This window comes from Aeromonas sp. R5-1, assembly GCF_040908265.1.
Taxonomy (GTDB): Bacteria; Pseudomonadota; Gammaproteobacteria; order Enterobacterales; family Aeromonadaceae; genus Aeromonas; species Aeromonas caviae.
This window is the reverse complement of record NZ_JBFODJ010000051.1, coordinates 1-21,159: the sequence shown is the minus strand read 5'-3', so window position 1 is coordinate 21,159 and position 21,159 is coordinate 1. Positions and strand designations below refer to the sequence as shown.

The window sequence follows — 21,159 nt, the reverse complement described above, 5'->3', positions numbered from 1 at the left end:
GCGCCGGCATCATATCGCCTTTCCCAGTGGCACCGCCTCCTGCACGGGCAAGGGGAAATGGCAGGCCACCTGATGCCCCTGCCCGCCGCACGCCTCAAGGGCGGGCGAGCGGGTGCGGCACAGATCCGTTGCATGGGGACAGCGCTGGTGAAAGTGGCAGCCACTCGGCGGCGAAATGGGGGACGGCACATCCCCCGTCAGCAGGATGCGCTGGCTGCGCCGCCGTGGATCCGGCACCGGAATGGCGGAGATGAGCGCCTGGGTATAGGGATGGCGTGGTGCCAGGTAGAGTGCCTGGGCCTCGGCCAGTTCGACGATCCGGCCCAGATACATCACCGCAATCCGGTCCGAGATGTGCTTGACCACCGACAGGTCATGGGCGATGAAGATGATGGCGAGGTTCATCTCCCGCTGCAGATTGAGCAGCAGGTTCACGATCTGGGACTGCACCGACACGTCGAGCGCCGACACCGCCTCGTCACACACCAGCAGCTTGGGCTTGAGGGCGATGGCGCGGGCGATGCCGATGCGCTGGCGCTGGCCACCAGAGAACTCATGGGGATAGCGATCCACCGCGCTGCCGGGCAAACCGACTTTCTCCAGCAGCTCCTGCACCCATGTCCGGCGCTGTTCGGCGTTGCCCTTGCCGTGGATGATGAAGGGCTCCTCCAGGATCTGCCCCACCGTGTGGCGGCTGTTGAGGGATTCTGCGGGATCCTGGAACACGATCTGCATCTCCTGACGCAGGGATCGCATCTCCTTGGGCGAGAGGTGGGTGATGTCACGCCCCTCGAAGGTGATGGAACCGGCGCTCGGCTCGAACAGCTTGAGCAACGAACGCCCCAGGGTGGACTTGCCGCATCCCGACTCTCCCACCAGGCCAAGGGTCTCCCCCTGCTTGAGATCAAAGCTGATGCCATCCACCGCGTAGACGGTGTATTGCTTGCGCAAGAAACCGCCACCCATCTTGAAATGCTGCTTTAAATTGCTTACCGACAACAAGCTGGTCATGACTTCCATCCCCGACGATTCATGGCAGCAAACGACCTGGTCGCCTTCCCGCCGCCTGGCTGTCCTGCGACACCCCGTCCCCACACCAGGCCGCTCATAGGCTCACCTCCTTCCAGTGGTGGCAGGCCACCCCGTGGCGTTCGCTCAACTGCTCGGTCACCGGTATGGTCTCCACGCAAAGGGGCGTGGCATGGGGGCAGCGGTTGGAGAAACGGCACCCCGCCGGCATCTCGTGCAGGGCGGGCACCTGACCCTTGATGGTCTTGAGCAGGCTCTTTGGCACATCTTCCAGACGCGGGATCGAGGCCATCAGACCATGAGTATAGGGATGGCGCGGGTGGTCAAACAGTTCATAGATATCGGCCCGCTCCACCGCACGCCCGGCATACATCACCACCACCTCGTCGCACAGCTCCGCCACCACCCCGAGATCGTGGGTGATGAAGATGATGGCCATGCCGGTCTGGGCTTGCAGCTCCTTCATCAGATCCAGGATCTGGGCCTGGATGGTCACATCGAGCGCCGTGGTCGGCTCGTCGCAGATGAGCAGGGCCGGTTCGCAGGCCAGCGCCATGGCGATCATCACCCGCTGGCGCATGCCGCCGGAGAGATTGTGGGGATAAGCCGCGAAACGCTGGGCAGGCTCGGGGATCCCCACCTTCTGCAACATGGCGATGGCGGCGTCACGGCGCTGGGCCTTGCTGTAATCGGGGCGGTGGAGGCGAAACACCTCCATCAGTTGATCGCCAACCGTCTGCACCGGGTTGAGGGCCGTCATGGGCTCCTGAAAGATCATGGAGATACGGTTGCCACGCACCTTGTACATCTGCTCCGGCGGCAGATTGAGCAGCTCCTCCCCCTGAAAGCGGATGGAGCCCGCCACCACCTGACCGTGGGGCCTTGGCAGCAACCCCATGATGGCCAGCGAGGTGACGCTCTTGCCGCAGCCGGACTCGCCGACTATCCCCAGGGTTTTGCCCGGGGCGACCTGGAAGCTGACCCCGTCGAGCACCTTGATCTTGCCGTCGTCGACGGCGAACTCCACCTCGAGATCCCGCACCTCGAGGATGGGGGACAGAGACTGCCCCTCATGATCTCTGGTGCCGGGGGCGGTGGCCTGTGTGTTGGGCATGACTGCTGCTCCCTTCTGGGCCACATCAATGATGTGCATAGGTCTTGTCGATCAGGGTGATGGGGGCCAGCGCCTTGCCGTCAGCCTTGGCCTTCTGGGTCTCCTCCTTCACCTTGGGATCGATCCAGAGCAGGCCGCCACTGCTGTGGGGGTAGCCATCCATGGGCCAGTAGAGCAGATCCGGGGTGTTGCGGGTGGCGGGCACCTCCGGCAGCATCACATAGCGCCAGCTGCTGGCTCGCACATAGTTGAGCTGAACGCCGGGCACGAAGATGGCGAGATCATAGATCCGCTGCTGGATCTGGTGGGAAAGCGCGGCCCGCTTGTCCATGTCGAACTCGACGTTGTAGGCGTCGATCAGGCTGTCGAGCGCTTTGTCAGCCACGTTGAACAGGTTGTTGGTCTGGGGCTTGTTGGCGTTGTCGGAGTGGAAGGACTCCCAGTATTGCGGATAGAGACCACCGCCCCCCCAGCCAAGCCAAGCCGCCTCGTGTTTCTTCTCCAGCATCACCTTGAAGCCGGTGGCGCCATCCACCAGATTGAGCTCCAGATCCAGGCCCGCCTTCTTGGCCTCTTCCTTGAGCACGGTCAACCGCTTGGAGTGCTCCTGGCTGGTGTAGGTGAGGGCCAGGGTGAGCCGCTCTCCCTTGTCGTTTTGCAGGATGCCGTCCGGTCCCTGCTTGCCGTAACCGCCCTTGGCGAAGTACTCCCGTGCCTTGGCGATGTCGTAGGCCCGCTCAGGGAGCGCGATGTCGGTGAAGGCCCCGAAGCCAGAGCCGAAGGTGGTAGCGCGGTCATAATCGCCGTGCAGCACCGTCTCTATCATCTTGTCGATGTTGAAGGCGTGCTGGATGCCGAGCCGCACGTTGAGATCCGCCAGCTTGGGATTGGCCACGTTGAGGTGAACCCCCTGCCCCCCCTGCTTGGTGTCGGTCATGGCCATCACCTTCTGCACGTATCCCTGCTTGTACTCCGGTGTGACCGCCTTCTCATGCCACCAGTTGGGCAGGATCATCTCGAAGGTGTCCAACTCCCCCTTGAGGAAGTGGCGGAACGCGATGTTGTGGTCGCGGATCACCTGCACCTTGATGGTGTCGAGGTTGAACCTGTGCTGGTTGTAGCGATCGTCTTTTGCCCACCACTCTTTCTGCTTGCTGAAGGTGACGGACTTGCCCTTCTTCACGTCGCTCATCACGTAGGGGCCCGTGGTGGGTACCACGGCCCAGTTGTACTGCTTCACCCAGTTCGGGCCCATCTTGTAGTAGTGCTTGGGCTGGGGCCACAGTTCGGTGGTGTTGAGGAGATCGAGCTTGGCCTTGCGGCTGCCCGCCTTGACCAGGATGGTGTGGTCGTCAATCTTCTCCACCGCCACCACCTCGGTGGTGTAGTAGTTGTTGAACCAGGGGCCCTTGATGTCCTTGGAGCGCATCATCTCGTAGCCGAAGGTGTAGTCATCGGCGGTGACCGGCTTGCCGTCGGACCACTTGGCGCGCGGGTCGAGCCTGAAATAGACGGTCTGGCTGTCCGGCGCGATGGCCCAGGCATTCGCCAGGGCCGGAATGGGGTTGCCCGTGTTGGGATGGAAGCTGATGAGCCTCATCTGGTTGTCGAGGATGAAGGAGCGGAACGAGCCGTTGGAATCCGGCCCCACGGTGCGAAACGTCAGCGGGAAGCTGTCGACGAAGAGATTGAGGTTGCCGCCGGGCAGCGCCTTGGGAGAGGCGAACACGGGGTCGGTGTCGTTGGTCTCCCACGTCAGATCCGCGGGCAGGCTGGCCGCCCACACCCAGGATCCGTTCAACAGCAGAAAGAGAGCACCTGTCCATTTGATTTTATTGTTCATGTTTGACTTCCTGGTCATGCCCCTGCACTGGGGGTTTATCAATTTAAGGGTGAGCGACCCGGCGCCTTGAGTGCGCCACAGGTCACTGATAACGGGTAAATTTGCGCGGGTCGAACGCCTCGCGGATCGCCTCGCCGATAAAGGAGACCATGATCAGCACCAGACTCACCGCCGCCACTACCGAGCTCACGATCCAGATGGCGTCGAGGTTGTTGATCCCCTGGGAGAGCAGCTCCCCCCAGCTCGGGGTCGGCGGCGCCAGGCCAAAGCCCAGGTAGTCCAGCGCCGTCAGGGTGGAGATGTTGCCCACCACGGCAAACGGGGCCAGGGTGACGATCATCATCAGGGTATTGGGCAGAATGTGGTTGAAGATGATGCGCCTGGTGCTCGCCCCCTGGGCCCGCGCCGCCATCACGTAGTCCCGCGCCCGCTCCTTGTAGGTGAGGGTGCGCATGTACCAGGTGATCCCCATCCAGCCGAACAGCACGTTGATGCCCACGAACAGGCCGAAGTTCGGCTTGGCCAGGGAGACCAGGATCATGATGACGTAGAGGAAGGGCACCTGGGACCAGATCTCGATGAAACGCTGCATCAGGAGATCGAATCGACCGCCGAGGAACCCCATCATGCAGCCGATGCTGACCCCGATGACATAGCTCGCCACCAGCGCGATGAAGGCAAAGCCGATGGCGATGCGAAAGCCGTAGACCAGCCGTGCCAATACGTCGCGACCGCTGGTGTCGGTGCCGAGGAAGTGGCGCTCCGCCAGGCTCGGGGCATAGGGCGGGTAGGCTTCCTCCTTGAAGTCCTGCTCATAGGGGTTCCAGGGCACAGGTGGCAGCAGCACCCAGTCCCCCTTGCCCTCTGCGGCGAATTTGTCTTTGAGCTGGCGGTAGTTGGTCTCGTACTCGTAGTCGAGCCCGAAGTGCTGGCCCGGGATCACGTCCCCATAGGTGGGGAAATAGAGCTCCCCCTGATAGCTCACCGCCAGGGCCCGGCTGTTGACCAGCAGTTCCGCCAGCAGAGAGATGACCACCAGGACCGAAAAGATGACAAAAGAGTAGTAGCCGCGCTTTATCGACTTGAAGCGCTTGAGTTTTTTCAGAGTTACCGGATTCAGGTTCATGCTCACTCTCCAAACCGCACGCGGGGATCGACCAGGGCAACGCAGATGTCGGAGACAATGTTGCCCACCAGCATCAGCATGGAGGTGATGGCCAGAATGCCCATGACGGTGGGGTAATCCCGCTCGACAATGGCCTCGTAACCGAGCAGGCCGATGCCGTCGATGTTGAAGATGGTCTCGATGAGGAAGGAGCCCCCGAAGAAGACGGTGAGCACCGACCCTAAGTGACTCGCGATGGGGATCAGGCTGTTGCGCATGGCGTGATCGGTCACCGCCTTGCGAAACGGCAACCCCTTGGCCACGGCGGTGCGCACATAATCCGCCGACAGGTTCTCCATCAGGCTGTTCTTCATGGTCATGGTGAGGATGGCGAAATCCCCGATGGCGTAGGCGATGAGCGGCAGCAGCGCGTGGGCGAAGACGGTGCGGATCTGATCCCAGCTGCTCTCCATCCCGTCAAACTCGTCCCCCGGGAAGCCCCCCATGGGCAACCACTCCAGATGGAACGCAAAGACGGTGATGAGGAAGATCCCCACCACGTAGGCGGGCAGCGCATAGGCCATGTAGATGAGCATGGAGCTCAGGGAATCGAAGCGGCTGTTGTGTCTGAGCGCCTTGGCCACTCCGAGCGGGATGGAGACGGCATAGCTCAGCAGAAAGGTGGCGAGCCCGAAGAAGGCGGTCACCGGCAACCTCTCCTTGATGAGATCCCACACCGGCTCGTAATAACGGGTCGACTCCCCGAGATCCAGCACCGCCAGCTTCTGCAACCAGTCCCAGTAGGCGACCAGCATGGGTTTGTCGAGGCCGTAGAACGCCTTGAGCTCTTCAATCTGTTCGTCGGAGAGTGCCTGCGCCCCCTTGCTGCCACTGGAGCGGCCGGACTCGTTTTGCGAGACCTGCGCCTGCAGCAGCATGCGCTCGACCGGGCCGCCCGGCACGAAGCGGGTGATGGTGAAGACGAGCAGGGTGATACCGAGAAACGTCGGGATGATCAAAAGCATCCGACGTAGGAAATACGACAGCATGGTGGAACCTCGTCCTTGTTGTTCTTTTATGGCCAGTCACATCCGGTGACGGGCCTATCCTTACCTGGCATTACTCACTGAATTGACTGGCATTGGCAGACAATCCGGCTCGGTCACTGTAAAAGCTCTGCAACAAAAATCAAGTAGAACCCTGTCTGCGACCAGGAATGTCCCCCCGCAGCATATCCCGCGGATGATTTTTTCCAAAAAAACCAACTTCAATATAAAAAACTGCTACGCCTACCCGTCCAACTCGATTTTAATTATTAAAAAATTAATTACACAGGTGTTTTAATCCAAATCAAGCAGAATAAAATCAACAAGTTAATGATAATTCGGGTTGTTTTCTCATTTACCTATAAAAGAAGAGGGATAGCCTCCCCCACCATCCGTTCCCCGGAAAACGCTCTCGCCATAAAAGCAGATGAAAATACTGCAAAAAACCGTTTTCTCGATATCGGCACCGGAGTGACAAGCGACTTATCGATAAGTTCAAAAATAATCAATAAAATTGTAAAAATCGAACTTAACAACATCTTTACATAAGTTGACGCAACATTTACGGAATAAAACGCCAAAAATATTCCATCAAGTGCATATTCCCATCTAATTCCCTCTGCTGCCCCCATCCCCGCCGCTCCATTTGACGTCCATCACCAAACCTTGATAAGCCTTACGCACCGCTCCAACGAGGGCGGTAATGGAAGCAAACAATAAACAATCAGGAAGGATACTAGCGATGCTTAGGAAAAGCAGACTCTCTGCTGCCGTAGCGTTTGCCTTGGCGAGCGCGGCAGTTGTGGCCACCCCTGTCCTGGCCGAAGAGGGCCAGAACGTAGAAAAACTGCAAAAAATCAAGGTCACCGGCTCGCGGATCTCCCGGGTCGATGTGGAAGGCGCCACCCCGGTCGTCTCCGTGACCAAGGCGAAAATCGAGCAATCCGGTCAGCAGACCGTCGCCGATTACCTCAAGCAAGCCTCCTACAACTCCTTTGGCGGCGTCTCCCCTGCCTCCGGCAGCTCCTTCCAGTCCCAATCCACCGTCGGCCTGCGCGGCCTGGGTTCCGAGCGTACCCTGGTTCTGCTGAACGGCAAGCGGGTAGCGGGTTCCCCCACCATGGGCGGCACCTCCATCAACCTCAACACCATCCCCATGGCCGCCGTTGAGCGGGTCGAGGTCAACCTGGACGGCGGCTCCGCCATCTATGGTTCCGACGCCATCGGTGGCGTGATCAACGTGGTGCTCAAAGAGGGCTACGAAGGGCTGGACTTCCAGGGCCGCATCGGCTCCCCGAGCGAAGAGGGCGGCGACGAGAAGAGCGGCTCCATCGTGGCAGGGGTGGCCGGCGAGAAGGGCTCCCTGATGGCGGTCTACGAGCACGACAAGAAGGACGTCATCTACGCCCGGGATCGTGACTATCTCTCCAAACAGGGCAACGACTCCCCCAGCCCCTACGGCCGCAACGTGGAAGGGATCACGGGTCTTGACGCCAACGGCGACCCCATCTGGAAATACGGCCCCCTGGCCGGCGCCACCAATGCCGACGGTTCATGCAAGGAGCCCTTCGTCGGGTTCGAGGGCGGCTGTAACTTCAACTACGGCCAGGTCGCGGCCACCACGGCCTCCCGCAGCCGTGACACCCTGTACGTGAACGGTCGCTACCACATCAACGACAATGTGGACTTCGTGCCGCAGATCATCGGCTCCCGAGTCGAGAGTTTTGGCCGCTTCGCCCCGGCCGCCGGTGCCTTCACCATTGACCCGGCCAACCCGAAGAACGCCCAGTTCTTCGCCGACAACGGCCTGGATGCCGCCGCCACCCAGGGTCTGGGTGAGGCTGCCTACGCCTACTACCGCTTCAGCAACGTCGGTCCCCGTGACAACTATGTCACCGACACCACCGGCAGCATGAACCTCGGCTTCGAAGGCACCATCGCCACCGAAAGCGTCGGCGACATGCAGTGGAACGCCGGCTACATGTACTCCAAGACCGACAACAAGGAGAACGGCACCGGTTACGTGCTGAAGTCCGCCGCCCAGCAGGCGGTCGCCGACGGCAAGTTCGTCGGTGGCGAGTTCGACGCCTCCACCACGGCCTCCATGGCCGCCGACACCAGCCGCCGCTCCACCATGGACTTCTACCAGTGGTACGCCGGTGTCCAGTGGGACATGGGTGAACTGCCGGCCGGTCCGGTCAGCTGGTACGCCGGTGCCGAGTACAACGACTGGGTCTATGCCGACAAATACGACGCCCAGTCCGAAGCCGGCAACATCATCGGCTCCTCCGGCAACTCCTCCGGTGGCGTGCGTGACGTGACTGCCGCCTACATCGAGTCCCTGGTGCCCATCACCGAGCAGATCGAGCTGAACGTGGCCGGTCGCTTCGACAAGTACAGCGACTTCGGCAGCGCCTTCTCCCCCAAGGCGAGCCTGCGTTACCAGCCGCTGGACAACCTGATGCTGCGCACCTCCTGGTCCCGTTCGTTCCGCGCCCCCAGCCTGAGCGATCTCTACTCGGCTGACTCCTTCTCTGCCGACTGGGCGAAGGATTACGTCTACTGCGAGGCCAACGGCATCTCCGCGGCTGACTGCCCGAACCGCCAGTACGACACCACCCGTACCTCCAACGAGGATCTGAAGGAAGAGACCGCGGACACCTGGAACTTCGGGGTGGCCTACAGCCCGGTGGATGACCTGAACCTCTCCCTGGACTACTACACCATCAAGATCGAGGACGTGATCCAGCTGAACTCCCTGCAGTCTCTCATCTATGACGAACTGAACAGCGGCAGCTCCAGCAGCATCACCCGCAACAGCCAGGGCAAGATCAGCAACGCCATCGCACCCATGGTCAACCTGGGGACCCTCGAGACCTCCGGCCTCGACCTGAAGGTGGATTACACCTACGACCTGAACTACGCCACCGTGCGTTATGACCTGGGCGGTACCTACATCCTGAAATACAAGGAAGGTCTGTACGCCGGTGGTCCCATCATCGACAAGATCGGCCAGAACGGTCTGCCCCAGATGCGCTTCAGCTCCGGTGTGGGTGTCAACGTTCCCCAATGGTGGAACATGGATACCTACCTGAGCGCGAACTACATCGACTCCCAGAGCCAGGATTACATCGCCGATACCGGTGAGGAAGTGGGCCACATCGCGTCCCAGACCACCTGGAACCTGAACGTCGGCGTGGAAGCGCCCTGGAACGGCAAGATCCAGGTCGGCGTGAAGAACATGTTCAACGTGGGCCCGTCCCTCGAGAGCGATGGCTTCACCTATGACGACGAGCTCTACAGCATCGACGGTCGCATCTACTACCTCGACTACAGCCAGAAGTTCTAATCCACCAGCAAACCACAAGCCGGCCCGTTCGGGCCGGCTTTGCCCAAGGTCCCAAGGAAGTTACGGAGATAGGGTAATCCTATGAAAACAAGGACAACTACAATGAAGAAAGCGCTCCTCGGCAGCCTGATTTCGGCTGCCTTGCTGACCAGCTTCAATCTGAGTGCCGCCTCTGCCAGCCAGGCCGTGGACGCTCAAGCCGCCACCGACAATGCATCCAAAGTTTCCCAGCAGAAGATCGACAGCTACGCCGAGTCTGCCGAGTCTGCCCTGGCCCAGTACAAGGCCGCCCTGCGCCAGGCCGACAGCCTGCGCACCTACAACGAGCAAGTGGGCAAGATGGTCGACTCCCAGAGCGCCGAACTCGCCTCCATGCAAAAGCAGATCGCCCAGATCGACCAGACCAGCACCGAAGTGGTGCCCCTGATGCTCAAGATGATCGACTCCCTCGAGCAGTTCGTCTCCCTGGACCTGCCGTTCCAGAAGGTGGAGCGTGAGGACCGCGTGGCGGCCCTGACCGATCTCATGAACCGGGCCGACGTCACCATCTCCGAGAAGTACCGCAAGATCCTCGAGGCCTACCAGATCGAGGAGGGCTTCAGCCGCACCATCGAAGCCTACAAGGCGAGCCTGGACAAGGATGGGGACGAGAAGACCTACGAGTTCCTGCGGGTCGGGCGCATCGCCCTGCTCTACCAGTCCCCGGATGGCAACGAGACCGGCATGTGGAACAAGAAGACCCGCCAGTGGGAAGTACTGCCCCAGGAGTATCGCAGTGCGGTTGAACAAGGCCTTCGCATCGCGAAGAAGCAGGCGCCCCCCGCCCTCATCAAGCTGCCGGTTCAAACTGCGGAGAAAGCATCATGAAAGGAATCAAACTTGCCATCGCCTCGCTGATCGCGGGCGCTACCCTGGTCACCCTGCCGGTGACCGCCGCCGAGAAGCCGGTGGATCTCAACGCCCTGCTCAATCAGGTCAAGGCCGCCAGCACCAGCGAATCCCAGCTCAACAAGGAGCGGGAAGCCCGCTTCCTGGCTGACAAGAACGAACAAGGGGCCCTGCTCGCCAAGGCCAAGGCGGATCTCGCCGCCGAAGTCGCCAGGGGCGAAAAGCTCAAGGCCACCTTCGATGCCAACGACAAGCAGCTCACCGAGCTGACCGAAACCCTGCGCCAGCGCTCCGGCAACATGGGCGAGATGTTTGGCGTGCTGCGCCAGTTCGCCGGCGAGTTCAAGGGGATCTTCAACGCCTCTGCCCGCCGGGTCGAGCATCCGGAGCAGACCGCCCTGCTGACCCGCCTGGCCGAGAGCAAGGAGCTGCCCTCCAGCGATGACCTGACCGCCTTCTGGACCACCACCCTCAGCCGCATGGTCGACGGTGGCAAGGTGAGCCAGATCCCGGCCACCGTGGTCTATGGCGAAGGCAACCAGGCCCAGAAGACCGTGACCCAGATCGGCGAGTTCAACACCGTCTCCGAAGGCAAGTACCTCACCTTCGTGCCGGAGACCGGCAAGTTCGAACAGCTGCCCCGCCAACCCGACAAAGGAGTGCTGGAACCCATCGCCGACTTTGAACAAGGTGGCGGCAGCGTCGAACCCATCTTCGTCGATCCGTCCCGCGGCGTGATCCTCTCCCTGCTGGTGCAGTCGCCGACCCTGAAGGAGCGCATCGATCAAGGGGGTGAAGTGGGCTACGTCATCATGGTACTCGGCGTGCTCGGTACCCTGCTGGCACTGTTCTGCGGCGCTCGCCTCTCCCTCATCGGCGGATCCATGCGCAAGCAGCTCAAATCCGATCAGATCATCAAGGGCAATCCCATCGGCGAGATGCTGGGGGCCTACCAGAGCCATCGTGGCGACAACATCGAGGATCTGGAATCCAAGCTCGACGAGATCATCCTGCGCAACGTGCCCAAGTTCGAGAAGGGCATCAGCATCATCAAGCTGATCGCCTCCGTCGCCCCGCTGCTGGGTCTGCTGGGGACAGTGGTCGGGATGATTGCCACCTTCCAGGCCATCACCCTGTTCGGTACCGGCGATCCCAAGCTGATGGCGGGCGGTATCTCCGAGGCCCTGGTGACCACCATGCAGGGTCTGGTCGTGGCCGTGCCCATGCTGTTCCTCTACACCATCGTGCAGACCCAGAGCCGTCGTCTGATCCAGGTGCTGGAAGAGCAGAGCGCCGGTTTCGTCGCCCGCTACCAGGAACGTCTGCACGCCGCCAAAGCCGCAGCCTAAGGAGTCACCCATGTGGTTCTGGTTGATTGAAGAAGTCGAGTCGGTCCGCCGGTTTCTGGGATTGGGGGGCGACGTGCTGGTCGCCCTGTTCTTCCTGACCCTGATGATGTGGGCCCTGCTGCTGGAGCGCTGGTTCTACTTCATGGCGGTCTACCCCAAACAGGTGAAGCAAACCAAGGCGGCCTGGCTGGCCCGCACCGATCACCTCTCCTGGTCCGCCAGGCAGATCCGCCGCGAGCTGGTCTCCAGGGTTGCCATGGCGGTGGACAAGGGGATGCCGGTCATCAAGGTGCTGATCGCCCTCTGCCCGCTGATGGGGCTGCTCGGGACCGTGGTGGGCATGGTACAGGTGTTCGACACCCTGGCCATCACCGGCACCGGCTCACCGCGGGCGATGGCCTCGGGGATCTCCAAGGCGACGGTACCGACCATGGCGGGCATGATTGCCGCCCTTTCCGGCCTGTTTTTTGTCAACCAGCTCGATCACAAGGCCAAGTTGGCGGTGCAGAAGCTGGAAGACAACCTGAAACACGGCTGATGCAGGATGCACATCCCCGGCCGGGCCATGCCCGCCGGGGCACAGAACAAGCAAGGAGTTTTTTGCCATGAGAAAACGTCACAGCGACAGCGGTGCTGACGAGGCGGCCATCGATTTGACCCCCATGCTGGACATCGTGTTCATCATGCTGATCTTCTTCATCGTCACCACCTCGTTCGTCAAGGAGTCCGGCGTGGAGATCAACCGCCCGAGCGCCAGCACGGCCGAGACGGTGAAGAAGGGGAACATCATGGTCGCGGTCCGCGAGAACGGTCAGGTCTGGGTCGACAAACGGGTCGTCGAAGTGGGTGCCGTGCGCGCCAACATCGAGCGGCTGCGGGCGGAGAACCCGGAGAGCGCCGTGGTGATTCAGGCCGATACCGAGTCCCGTTCCGGGCTGGTGGTGCAGGTCATGGACCAGATCCGCATGGCCGGTGTCCAGAACATCTCCATCGCGGCGAGCAAGAGCAGCTGATGCCGGAGCGAGCCCTATGAGATACCTGATATCGTTGGCGGTCTCCTGCGTGGTGGTGTTCTTCCTGTTCCTGGGAATGAACAAGCTCATCACGCCGGATCACCGGGAGCTGACGGAGCGGGAGGACGTCACCATGACCGACTTCATCCGCCTCAAGCCTCAGGAGACCCTGCAAGAGAAACAACGGGAACTGCCCAAGCCGCCGCCCCCGAACCGCCCGCCGCCCCCGCCCGAGATGGAGGTGGCGAGCACGGACAGGCCGCAGATGGAGAGCTCCCCCATGGACATGCCCAAACTCGACATCCCGGTCAACATCGGTGGCGGCAACGCCCTGGGTGCCTACAGCACCGGTGGCGGTGGTGGCGGCATGGGTGGCAACAACGGCGCCATCCCGATGGCGACCTTCGAGCCCATGATGCCCCGCAAGGCGGCCCTGGCCGGTCTCGCGTCCGGCAAGGTACTGGTGGAGTTCACCGTCACCGAGCGCGGTACCGTGAGCAACATCCGCATCGTCAAGGAAGAGCCCCGCAGCTATGACCTCGGCAAGGCGGCACGCCAGACCATCGCCAAGTGGACCTTCAAGCCGGCCATGGTGGACGGCAAGCCGCAGGCCAGTCGCATGCAGCAAGAGATCGAGTTTGCGACCAACTAAGGAGGGTGGCGATGAAAAAGTTACATACCCTGATCCTCGCCCCGGTGGCCATGGCGGTGCTGCTCAGCACCGCCACCTGGGCCGCCGAACAACCCGCCCTGTCTGACCGCGCCTACCGCGCGGTCAACAAGGCCCAGGCGTTGATCACCGAGAAGAAATACGGCGAGGCCAATGCCAAGCTGCAGGAGGCGCTGTCCGGCGCCGGCGAGCGGGTCTACGACAAGGGGGTCATTTTGCAGACCCTGGGCTTCGTGGCGGCGCAGCAGGAGAAGTACGGTCAGGCGACCAAGTACTTCGCCGACGCCATCGCCACCGGCGGCCTGCCGCCCCCGGTGGCCCAGCAGGTGCGCTACAACCTAGCCCAGCTCTACATGGCGGAGGGGAACTTCAAGGGTTCCATCAACACCATGAAGGAGTGGTTCGCAAACCTCGGCAAGGACGAGAAGCCGACCCCGCACGCCTACATCACCCTGGCCAACGCCCATGTGCAGCTCAAGCAGTACCGGGAAGCCATTCCGGCAGTGGACAACGCGATCAAGCTCTCCGCGGGCAAGGCGCCGGAGTCCTGGTACCTGCTGAAGATGGCGGCCCACTACGAGCTGAAACAGTACAAGCCGGCCACCGAGGTGCTGACCGTCCTGGTGGACCGCTACCCGGAGAAGAAGAAGTACTGGACCCAGCTCTCGGCCATGCACATGCAGGCGGGCAACGATGCCAAGGCCCTGGCGGCACTGGAAGGGGCCTACAACCTCGGCATGCTGACCGAAGCCAACGAGTTGCAGCGGCTCGCCAACTACCTCGCCTTCGCCGGCATTCCCCACCGCGCCGCCCGCGTGATGGAGAAAGCCATGAAGGAAGGGCAGATCGAGAGCACCGCGGCCAACTACAAGACGCTCGCCAACTACTGGCATCAGGCCAAGGAGCTGGACCCGGCCATCGACACCCTGGCCAAGTCCTACAAGCTGGCCCCCAATGCCGAGCTGCAGCTCAAGATGGCGCGCATGATGATCCAGAGCAAGCGCTACCAGGATCTGGTGGCCTTCGCCGCCAAACCTGCCGCCAACGCCAGCGGCGAGCAGCGGGCGGACCTGAAGTTCCTGACCGGGGTCGCCTATTTTGAGCAGCAAAAGCCCAAGGAGGCGCTCTCCGCCTTCACTCAGGCTGCCCAGAACGGCAATGTCAGTGGTCGCGCTTCCCCCTGGATCAGCTTCTTGAAAGAGCAGCAGGGCGGCGCCGTCACCCAATAAAGCTGCGCGGCCCGGCTGGCGGGACGGGGATCTCCCCGACTCGGCATCCGGGCCGCGACACATCGACAAGGGGGTCACCCCGCAGATTGCCTTGGTGGCAATTGGCCGCTCTTCGGAGCGGTCTTTTTTATGGCACCGCCCCTGCCCTTTTCCCCCTCCTTCTCCTGATGCAAGGCACAAAAAAATCCGGAGCCTGGGCTCCGGATTGGGTCATTGCCTTGCGAGAGAACAGGCCATGCAAAGTGCCGGCCTGCCGCTCAAACGGTCATCAGTAGCTGCACACCAGCGTCCAGCTGCCGTCGCCCGCTCTGAGTTCGCTGCTGGCACAGCAGCCGGGACAACTCAGTAGTTGCATACCAGCTTCCAGCTGCCATCGCCCGCCTTGGGCTCGCTGCTGGTCCACCAGTTGGCCTGCCACACCGCCTTGCCGTTGGTCATGCGGTCGTTGCCATTGGCGTGATCCCCGCGCGGCCAGGTCGGATAGGCATTGTAGTCCGCCGGGTTGACGTTCTGGCTGGCACAGGTGGTGCCACCGCTGCCGCCGTCACCACCGCCACTGCTGCCCAGCACCGCCTCGGCCAGGGCCGGGAAGTCGGACTTCAGGCCTATGGTCTGGCTGCCGGCAATCAGGCGCATGCCACTCGGCACGCCGGCGGTCGGCAGGTAGTAGGTCATGGCCACTTCCACGTCGGTGCCCGGCGTCCAGGCTTTCCAGGCCGGCAGCGTCAGAGCCACCTTGTGGAAGTCCTTTTCATTGGCGATGCCGTCCGAGTTCTGGTTGCCACCGCTCTCCACCACTTTCAGCCCCATGCCGCTCTGGTCGGTGATGGTGTCTGAGGTGGAGGTGGGGACCAGGAACTCGATGCGGGTGCCACCCGGAATGGTCTGGGTCGACTTGTTGGTGAGCTTGAGGGTCGGGTTGATCGGGTAGTTGGAGTCCCCTTCCTTGAAGCCGGAGAGGCTCACGCCGATGTCGAGCTGGGCGGCCGGAGCCGGCAGATCATTCTGCTTCAGGGCCGCCTTGTCGGCCTTGCTGAACTTCTCGTAGGCGAGGCTGGTGAGGGTGCTGCCCATCACGTACTCGTTCTTCGCGGCGTCGAAGTCATAGTCCCCCGCCATCTCCCAGAACATGACGCCCCCGAGGCCCCGCTTGACGATGTAGTCGAGCTTGTGACCCATGGACTCTTCATCTTCGGTGGAGAGGAACACCTTCTTCTGCTCGTTCCAGAGCCAGGGCGCATGAGCCTTGTCGTCGTAGTAACGCACATACTGGCCTTGCATCACGTGGGCCGGGTTGTTGGGATCCAGACCCCAGGCCTGGCCGTAGCTCGGCAAGGTGGTGATGCCGAGGCTGGCGGCGTGCTCCAGGTTCTTGGCATGCCACATGGGCACGGCGCCGCCGCCAATCTCCTTGCCGTTCTTGTCAAGGTCATGCCAGATGTTGTCGATGCCCACCGCCCCGTTGCCGCACGGAATGGTGCTGCCACCGGTGCCCGGCTGGCAATCGCTCTGGCTCGGCAGCGCCGCCTTGCCACCCAGACCGTGGGTGCCACCGGTGACCCCCTGCCAGCCACGGGTGTAATAGGGCACCCCTATGTTGATCTTGCCCGCCGCCAGGGCACCACGGAAGTAGTGGGCCGCCCAGGCGGAGTTGAGATAGCCGATGCCGCCAAACTGGGCCTGGGTGTAGACACCCCACTGGGACAACTCGGGATCCGCCTTGTTGTCGAACAGGGCGGCGTTGTGACCGACGAAGTGGTTCCAGGCACCGTGGAAGTCATAGGTCATCAGGTTGACGTAGTCGAGGTACTGGGTGACCTGGAAGTTCTCCATGCCGCGCAGCAGGTAGGCCGAGGCCGGCGAGGCGATGGTCAGCATGTACTTGCGACCGTCCTCGGTGCCGGCGCTGTCGAGCTTGTTGCGCAGGGTCTTCATCAGCACTTCATAATTCGCAAAGAGCTTGCCGCGACACTGGTTGGAGAGCGGGAAGTCGTTGGGGTTGCCCGCATCCTTCATAGAGGTGGGGTACTCGTAGTCGATATCCACCCCATCGAAGCCGTACTGGCGGATGAAGCCCACGGCCGAGTCGGCAAAGGCGTTGATGCCGGCGGTGTTGACCGAGCAGTCGCCCTTGGTGGTGGCGGCGTAGAAGCCGCGGGTATCGGCCCAGCCCCCGACGGAGATGAGGGTCTTCACGTCCGGGTACTGCTTCTTGTACTTGGACAGCAGGTTGAAGTGACCCTTGTAGGCAAACTCCGGATCCATCTCGGCGCCCGGCACCCCGTTCCAGGTCAGCTTGGTGGCGGCGTCATCCACCTTGATGGTGTGACTCTGCTCGTCCACCGCCGCGAAGGCGTAGTTGATGTGGGTGATCTTGTCCCAGGGAATGTCGCTCACCAGGTAGGCGGGCAGGCCGTTCTTGCCGGTGCGCCAGGAGGTGAAATACCCGATGACGCGGCGGCCGTGGTCATCCCCCATGCACTCGCTGCCGTCGGCGCGGTAGATCTGGCGCACGTCGCAGGAGAGGTTGCCGCCGGTAGGGGGCAGGGCAGCTTCTTCCACCTGCACGTCCACCTGGGCCGACTCGCCAGAGAGGTTGGTCTTGTCGGTCGCCACCAGCTTGAGGCCGGTCAGCCCCTTGTTCTGGGGCGTCCAGCTCAGCTGCCAGGGGGCGCTGGTGTCCTCGCCCACCTTCTGGCCATTCACGAAGAGCTCGACCTTGGCGACGTCGTCATTGGCGTCGGTGACATTGCCGCTCACGGTGAGGGCGCGGCCCAGGGTCACCCTGGCGCCGGCGGCGGGGCTTGCGATGCTCACCCTGGGCGCCTCTGGCGCCACCACGGCGGCGACCTTGAAGCTCGAATCCGCCTCGCTCAGCACCTTGCCGTCTTTATCCAGCGCCCGGGCCTTGAGGGCGTGATTGCCCGCACCGGCGGCAGACCAGCTGGCACTCCAGGGAGAAGCCGTGGCGGTGGCCACCAGAGCGCCGTCGATGAGGTATTCCACCCGGGCGAGCGCCGTGACCGGGCCGCTCAGCGTCACCGCCAGGGCCACACTGGCCCCCTCGCTGACGCTGGCACCCACGGCGGGGGAGCCGATGGCGACGACCAGGGCCGGCGGCGGCACCTCGCCACCATACAGCTTCCAGGCATCGGCCCAGACGGTGCCGACCCCGGGCTCATAGTGGTAGGGGGACGCGCCGCACCAGCCGGAATAAGGGAATTCCTTGCATTCATAGAGGGCGCCTGCGTTGCTGACGATGTCGCCAGCCTTGTAGGCGGTGCCGGCCTGATAGGCGGGGTAAGCGGCCTGCGCCCAGGCAGGGACGGCCGCAAGGGCGACCAGCATGGCAAGCCTGCTGGGCCTCAAGATCTGTTGCATATTGTTATCTTCCTTGTTTTGTCTTGGCTTCAATACCGGGAAAAGCGCAATCGCAACAGGGAACAAGGGAGCGACAACAGGCCATGGACGGGCCACAAACCCTCAAGTCACCCTGGGTAACCCCGCTGTCTGGCCCGGATGGGACAGATCGGAGGCTTTGCGTCCCGGCATCACTGCCGGTTTGCCCTTTGCCTGGGTTCCGTGAGGAACGGCTCGAGTATAGGAAGCAAGTGACCACTGCTCAATCTTTATTCTCGAAGGAAAATATGTGAATGCTGGTCGCCTCACACTTTTCGCTCCCACCTGATGACAAATAGATCATCAATATCAAACTGTTAGCCACGTCAAAAAATGGCAGATGGGCTCCTTTGTCTCCTCATAATGTGCGTTGGTTCACTGGTCAGAGCTGCCAGAAATGTGACAATGCGCGCCCTTGGCCACGATGCCAAGGCTATGGAAACACTGGCAAAAATAAAAAAAGGAATACCCATGAAAGGAACACCTACCCTGCTGTCGCTGGCCGTGGGGCTCGCGCTCGCGTCCACCTCTCTCTACGCCGCCGGCTTCAGTTGCCCGGCCGACAGTGCCCTCACCCCCATCCCCGCCATCCAGGGCAGCGGCGACAAGAGCCCCCTCGTCCCGGACGATCAGTTCGAAAGCGCCCGGAGCGTCTCGGTCAAGGCGGTGGTCTCGGGTCTGGGGGAAAGCCTCAACAAGGGCTTCTACCTGCTGGATGTGCAGGGGGACGGCAACCCCGAGACGTCGGACGGCATTTTCGTCTACCTCAACGACAAGAACTTCGCCAGCAAGTACCCGGACATCCAGCCGGGCGCCCTGGTCTGTCTGGAGGCCAAGGTCGAGGAGTATTACGGCCACACCCAGCTCAAGCCCCTGTTTGACGGCAGCACGCCGCGCCTGACGACCCTGGCCCAGGGCGCCGCCCCGGCCGCCACGGCGCTGCGGGTACTGGAGGGGGAAACCCTGGCCCGAGCCCTGGAGCGTCACGAAGGGATGCGGGTACGCCTTGACGCCGACAGCGCCCTCAAGATAAGCCGCAACTTCAGCTACGACTATGCCGCCCGGCGCAACAACCTGGTGCTCGCTCACGGCGGCCCGCTGATGAAGCCGACCCAGCTCCATGTGGCGAGCAGCCCCGAGGCCGTGGCGCTGGCCGAGGCCAACGCCAGCAACCGGGTCTTCCTCGAGTCGGACGTCAAGGCGGGGGACGGCAAGATCCCCTGGCTGCCCGCCTGGGAGCCGGAGCAGGGTTACCTGCGCATCGGCGATGCCCCGGTCAATCTGGAGGCCATGGTCGGCTACAGCTACAACGAGTACCGCCTGATCGTGCCCCGGGATCAGACCATCACCGCGGGGGATCTGCTGCGGACCGGCGACAACGACCGCCAGAGCGCCCCGGCCCGCCTGGATGGCACTGACCTTCGCATCGGCAGCTTCAACGTGCTCAACTACTTCACCAGCCACTCCAGCGTGGGGGGCGCCCTCAACGTGCTCTGCGCGGATCAGGCGGATGCGGACAGCGCCAAGGGCTGCAACCGCGGCGCCAAGAGCCTGGAAGAGTTCCAGTTGCAGCGCGCCAAGATCGTCAACGCCATCACCGAGATGGACGCCGACCTGCTCGGCCTGATGGAGATGGAGAACAACGGCTTTGACGAGCACGCCGCCCTCCACGATCTGGTGGAGAGCCTCAACGCCAGGCAGAAGGAGGCGAGCAAGCACTACGCCTTCGTCACCCTGCCCAAGGCCCTGCTCACGGAGGATCGCTTCTTTGGCGGCGACGCCATCATGGTGGCCATGATCTACCGCCCCGCCCTGCTCACCCCGAGCGGGGATGCCGACGTCATCCCCCTGCCCCAGCAGCGCTACACCACGGGCGGCGTCACCAAGAGCGCCGGTCAGCGGGACTCCCTGGTCCAGCGCTTCACCGTGGCGGGCAGCGACGCCCCCCTGACCCTGGTGGTCAACCACCTCAAGTCCAAGGGGTCGGGCTGCTATGAGAACGGGGATGGCAAGACGGAGCCTGCGGATCTGCAGGGCAAGTGCACCGAGTTTCGGGTGAGCGCCGCCAAGGTGCTGGGGGAGGCGGTGAGCAAGATGCCGGGCCAGGTGCTGCTGGTGGGGGACTTCAACTCCTACGCCAAGGAGGATCCCATCCGGGTGCTGACCGACTATGCGCCGGTCGCGGGGGAGCGCCAGATCCGCTCCGCCTCCCACACCTACATCGGCGACAAGCCCTATGAGCAGATGGGCCAGACGGTGGCCAAGGGTTACGGCCTGGTGGATCTGAACGTCAAGTTCAACCAGGAGAAGGCCATCTCCTACAGCTACGAGGCCGAGCTCGGCACCCTGGACTACGCCCTCGCCAACCCGGCGCTGGCTGACAAGGTGGTGGCGGTGGCCGACTGGCACATCAACTCCTTCGAGAGCAACCTGTTCGAATATGGCAGCGCCTACACCGGCGACCTCATCAAGTCGGACAACCCCTTCAGCGCCTCAGACCACGACCCCGTCATCGTCGATCTCAAGCTCAAGGAAGCGAGCAAGGGGGGTGGCGGCGCCATGGGCGCCCTGCTGCTGGCCCTGTTGCCGCTCGCCTGGCGGCGCCGTCGCTAAGACGCGGCATCCTCGATGCCAGGTGCAAAGCCCGCGATGATCGCGGGCTTTTTTTGTGCCAGGGCCATTTGAAAAACAAATGCAAAGGGCCACATCATGGGATTAATAAATACCTTGTTGCCCCACCCCGCCCCTTTCCCGGAGGGCTGGCACCCTGCCGACGGTGAAACCCGGTGCTGACATCAGGGGCCGGATAGCGTATCCCGCAGGTTGCCGAACGAACCAACCACCGCGCGGCAGAGGATGGCATCGCGCAGCCCGCGCCATGGCCATGGCGGCATCAGCGCCAATCCCCACCCTCACCCCCGTCAGCGGCGGCCAGAGCCGCTGATGCCCTCGCGGACAGGGTGAAGCGCCATTTGCCAGACAAATGCAAAGGGCGAGATCATGGGAAATCCAAATGACAGGCAAACAAAAGGCTATGTCCCAATTACGTGTTGCATCGGGTGCCCTAGCGCCTCATGCAAACACATCTTGGTATTTACCTCCCTGCCGTAACGTTCCAGCATCCT

15 protein-coding genes and 1 riboswitch are annotated in these 21,159 nt (G+C 62.4%); of the genes, 8 read left to right on the top strand and 7 right to left on the bottom strand.

Annotated elements, in window-relative coordinates; translation table 11 throughout:
- Window positions 1-9: 9 nt before the first annotated feature.
- The 6 genes from AB5Y64_RS07310 to AB5Y64_RS07285 form a co-directional block, all read right to left on the bottom strand.
- The gene (locus AB5Y64_RS07310) at window positions 10-1,011 is read right to left on the bottom strand and encodes an ABC transporter ATP-binding protein (RefSeq protein WP_039040364.1); all 1,002 of its coding nucleotides are present in this window, start codon (window positions 1,009-1,011) and stop codon (window positions 10-12) included.
- Window positions 1,012-1,105: 94 nt separating this feature from the next.
- Entirely contained in the window at window positions 1,106-2,143 is a 1,038-nt protein-coding gene (locus AB5Y64_RS07305; RefSeq protein WP_039040349.1) for an ABC transporter ATP-binding protein, read from the bottom strand.
- 25 nt (window positions 2,144-2,168) lie between these two features.
- On the bottom strand, window positions 2,169-3,986 hold the full coding sequence (locus tag AB5Y64_RS07300) for an extracellular solute-binding protein (protein ID WP_039040350.1): 1,818 nt from the start codon (window positions 3,984-3,986) through the stop codon (window positions 2,169-2,171).
- Between the two features lie 82 nt (window positions 3,987-4,068).
- Complete coding sequence (locus AB5Y64_RS07295; protein WP_039040351.1) at window positions 4,069-5,112, bottom strand: ABC transporter permease; 1,044 nt, start codon at window positions 5,110-5,112, stop codon at window positions 4,069-4,071.
- 2 nt (window positions 5,113-5,114) lie between these two features.
- Entirely contained in the window at window positions 5,115-6,140 is a 1,026-nt protein-coding gene (locus AB5Y64_RS07290; protein ID WP_010675471.1) for an ABC transporter permease subunit, read from the bottom strand.
- Window positions 6,141-6,496: 356 nt separating this feature from the next.
- Window positions 6,497-6,769, bottom strand: coding sequence for a hypothetical protein (locus tag AB5Y64_RS07285; protein ID WP_103259636.1), 273 nt, complete (start codon window positions 6,767-6,769; stop codon window positions 6,497-6,499).
- 110 nt (window positions 6,770-6,879) lie between these two features.
- Between AB5Y64_RS07285 and AB5Y64_RS07280 the strand changes: the two genes are divergently transcribed.
- From AB5Y64_RS07280 to AB5Y64_RS07250, 7 genes are all read left to right on the top strand, one after another.
- A complete protein-coding gene (locus tag AB5Y64_RS07280) occupies window positions 6,880-9,486 on the top strand; it encodes a TonB-dependent siderophore receptor (RefSeq protein ID WP_039040352.1) in 2,607 nt (868 codons plus the stop codon).
- Window positions 9,487-9,588: 102 nt separating this feature from the next.
- On the top strand, window positions 9,589-10,353 hold the full coding sequence (locus tag AB5Y64_RS07275) for a DUF3450 domain-containing protein (RefSeq protein ID WP_039040353.1): 765 nt from the start codon (window positions 9,589-9,591) through the stop codon (window positions 10,351-10,353).
- Complete coding sequence (locus AB5Y64_RS07270) at window positions 10,350-11,723, top strand: MotA/TolQ/ExbB proton channel family protein (protein ID WP_039040354.1); 1,374 nt, start codon at window positions 10,350-10,352, stop codon at window positions 11,721-11,723. Before AB5Y64_RS07275 ends, AB5Y64_RS07270 begins: the two co-directional genes overlap by 4 nt.
- Before the next feature lie 10 nt (window positions 11,724-11,733).
- On the top strand, window positions 11,734-12,261 hold the full coding sequence (locus AB5Y64_RS07265; RefSeq protein ID WP_039040355.1) for a MotA/TolQ/ExbB proton channel family protein: 528 nt from the start codon (window positions 11,734-11,736) through the stop codon (window positions 12,259-12,261).
- A 67-nt stretch (window positions 12,262-12,328) separates the two neighbouring features.
- Window positions 12,329-12,736, top strand: a complete 408-nt coding sequence (locus tag AB5Y64_RS07260) for a biopolymer transporter ExbD (protein WP_005327075.1) — start codon at window positions 12,329-12,331, stop codon at window positions 12,734-12,736.
- Between the two features lie 16 nt (window positions 12,737-12,752).
- Window positions 12,753-13,388: an energy transducer TonB gene (locus AB5Y64_RS07255; protein ID WP_039040356.1), complete on the top strand. Its 636-nt coding sequence runs from the start codon at window positions 12,753-12,755 to the stop codon at window positions 13,386-13,388.
- 11 nt (window positions 13,389-13,399) lie between these two features.
- Complete coding sequence (locus AB5Y64_RS07250) at window positions 13,400-14,635, top strand: lipopolysaccharide assembly protein LapB (RefSeq protein ID WP_039040357.1); 1,236 nt, start codon at window positions 13,400-13,402, stop codon at window positions 14,633-14,635.
- Between the two features lie 342 nt (window positions 14,636-14,977).
- Here AB5Y64_RS07250 and AB5Y64_RS07245 read toward each other — a convergent pair whose 3' ends face one another.
- Window positions 14,978-17,983, bottom strand: a complete 3,006-nt coding sequence (locus tag AB5Y64_RS07245) for a glycosyl hydrolase family 18 protein (RefSeq protein WP_080770028.1) — start codon at window positions 17,981-17,983, stop codon at window positions 14,978-14,980.
- 145 nt (window positions 17,984-18,128) lie between these two features.
- A riboswitch (cyclic di-GMP riboswitch) is annotated at window positions 18,129-18,212 on the bottom strand.
- Window positions 18,213-18,505: 293 nt separating this feature from the next.
- Here AB5Y64_RS07245 and AB5Y64_RS07240 point away from each other — a divergent pair.
- Window positions 18,506-20,647 carry an ExeM/NucH family extracellular endonuclease gene (locus tag AB5Y64_RS07240; RefSeq protein ID WP_039040358.1) on the top strand — a complete coding sequence of 714 codons (2,142 nt, stop codon included), beginning with the start codon at window positions 18,506-18,508 and terminating at the stop codon, window positions 20,645-20,647.
- Window positions 20,648-21,159: the final 512 nt, after the last annotated feature.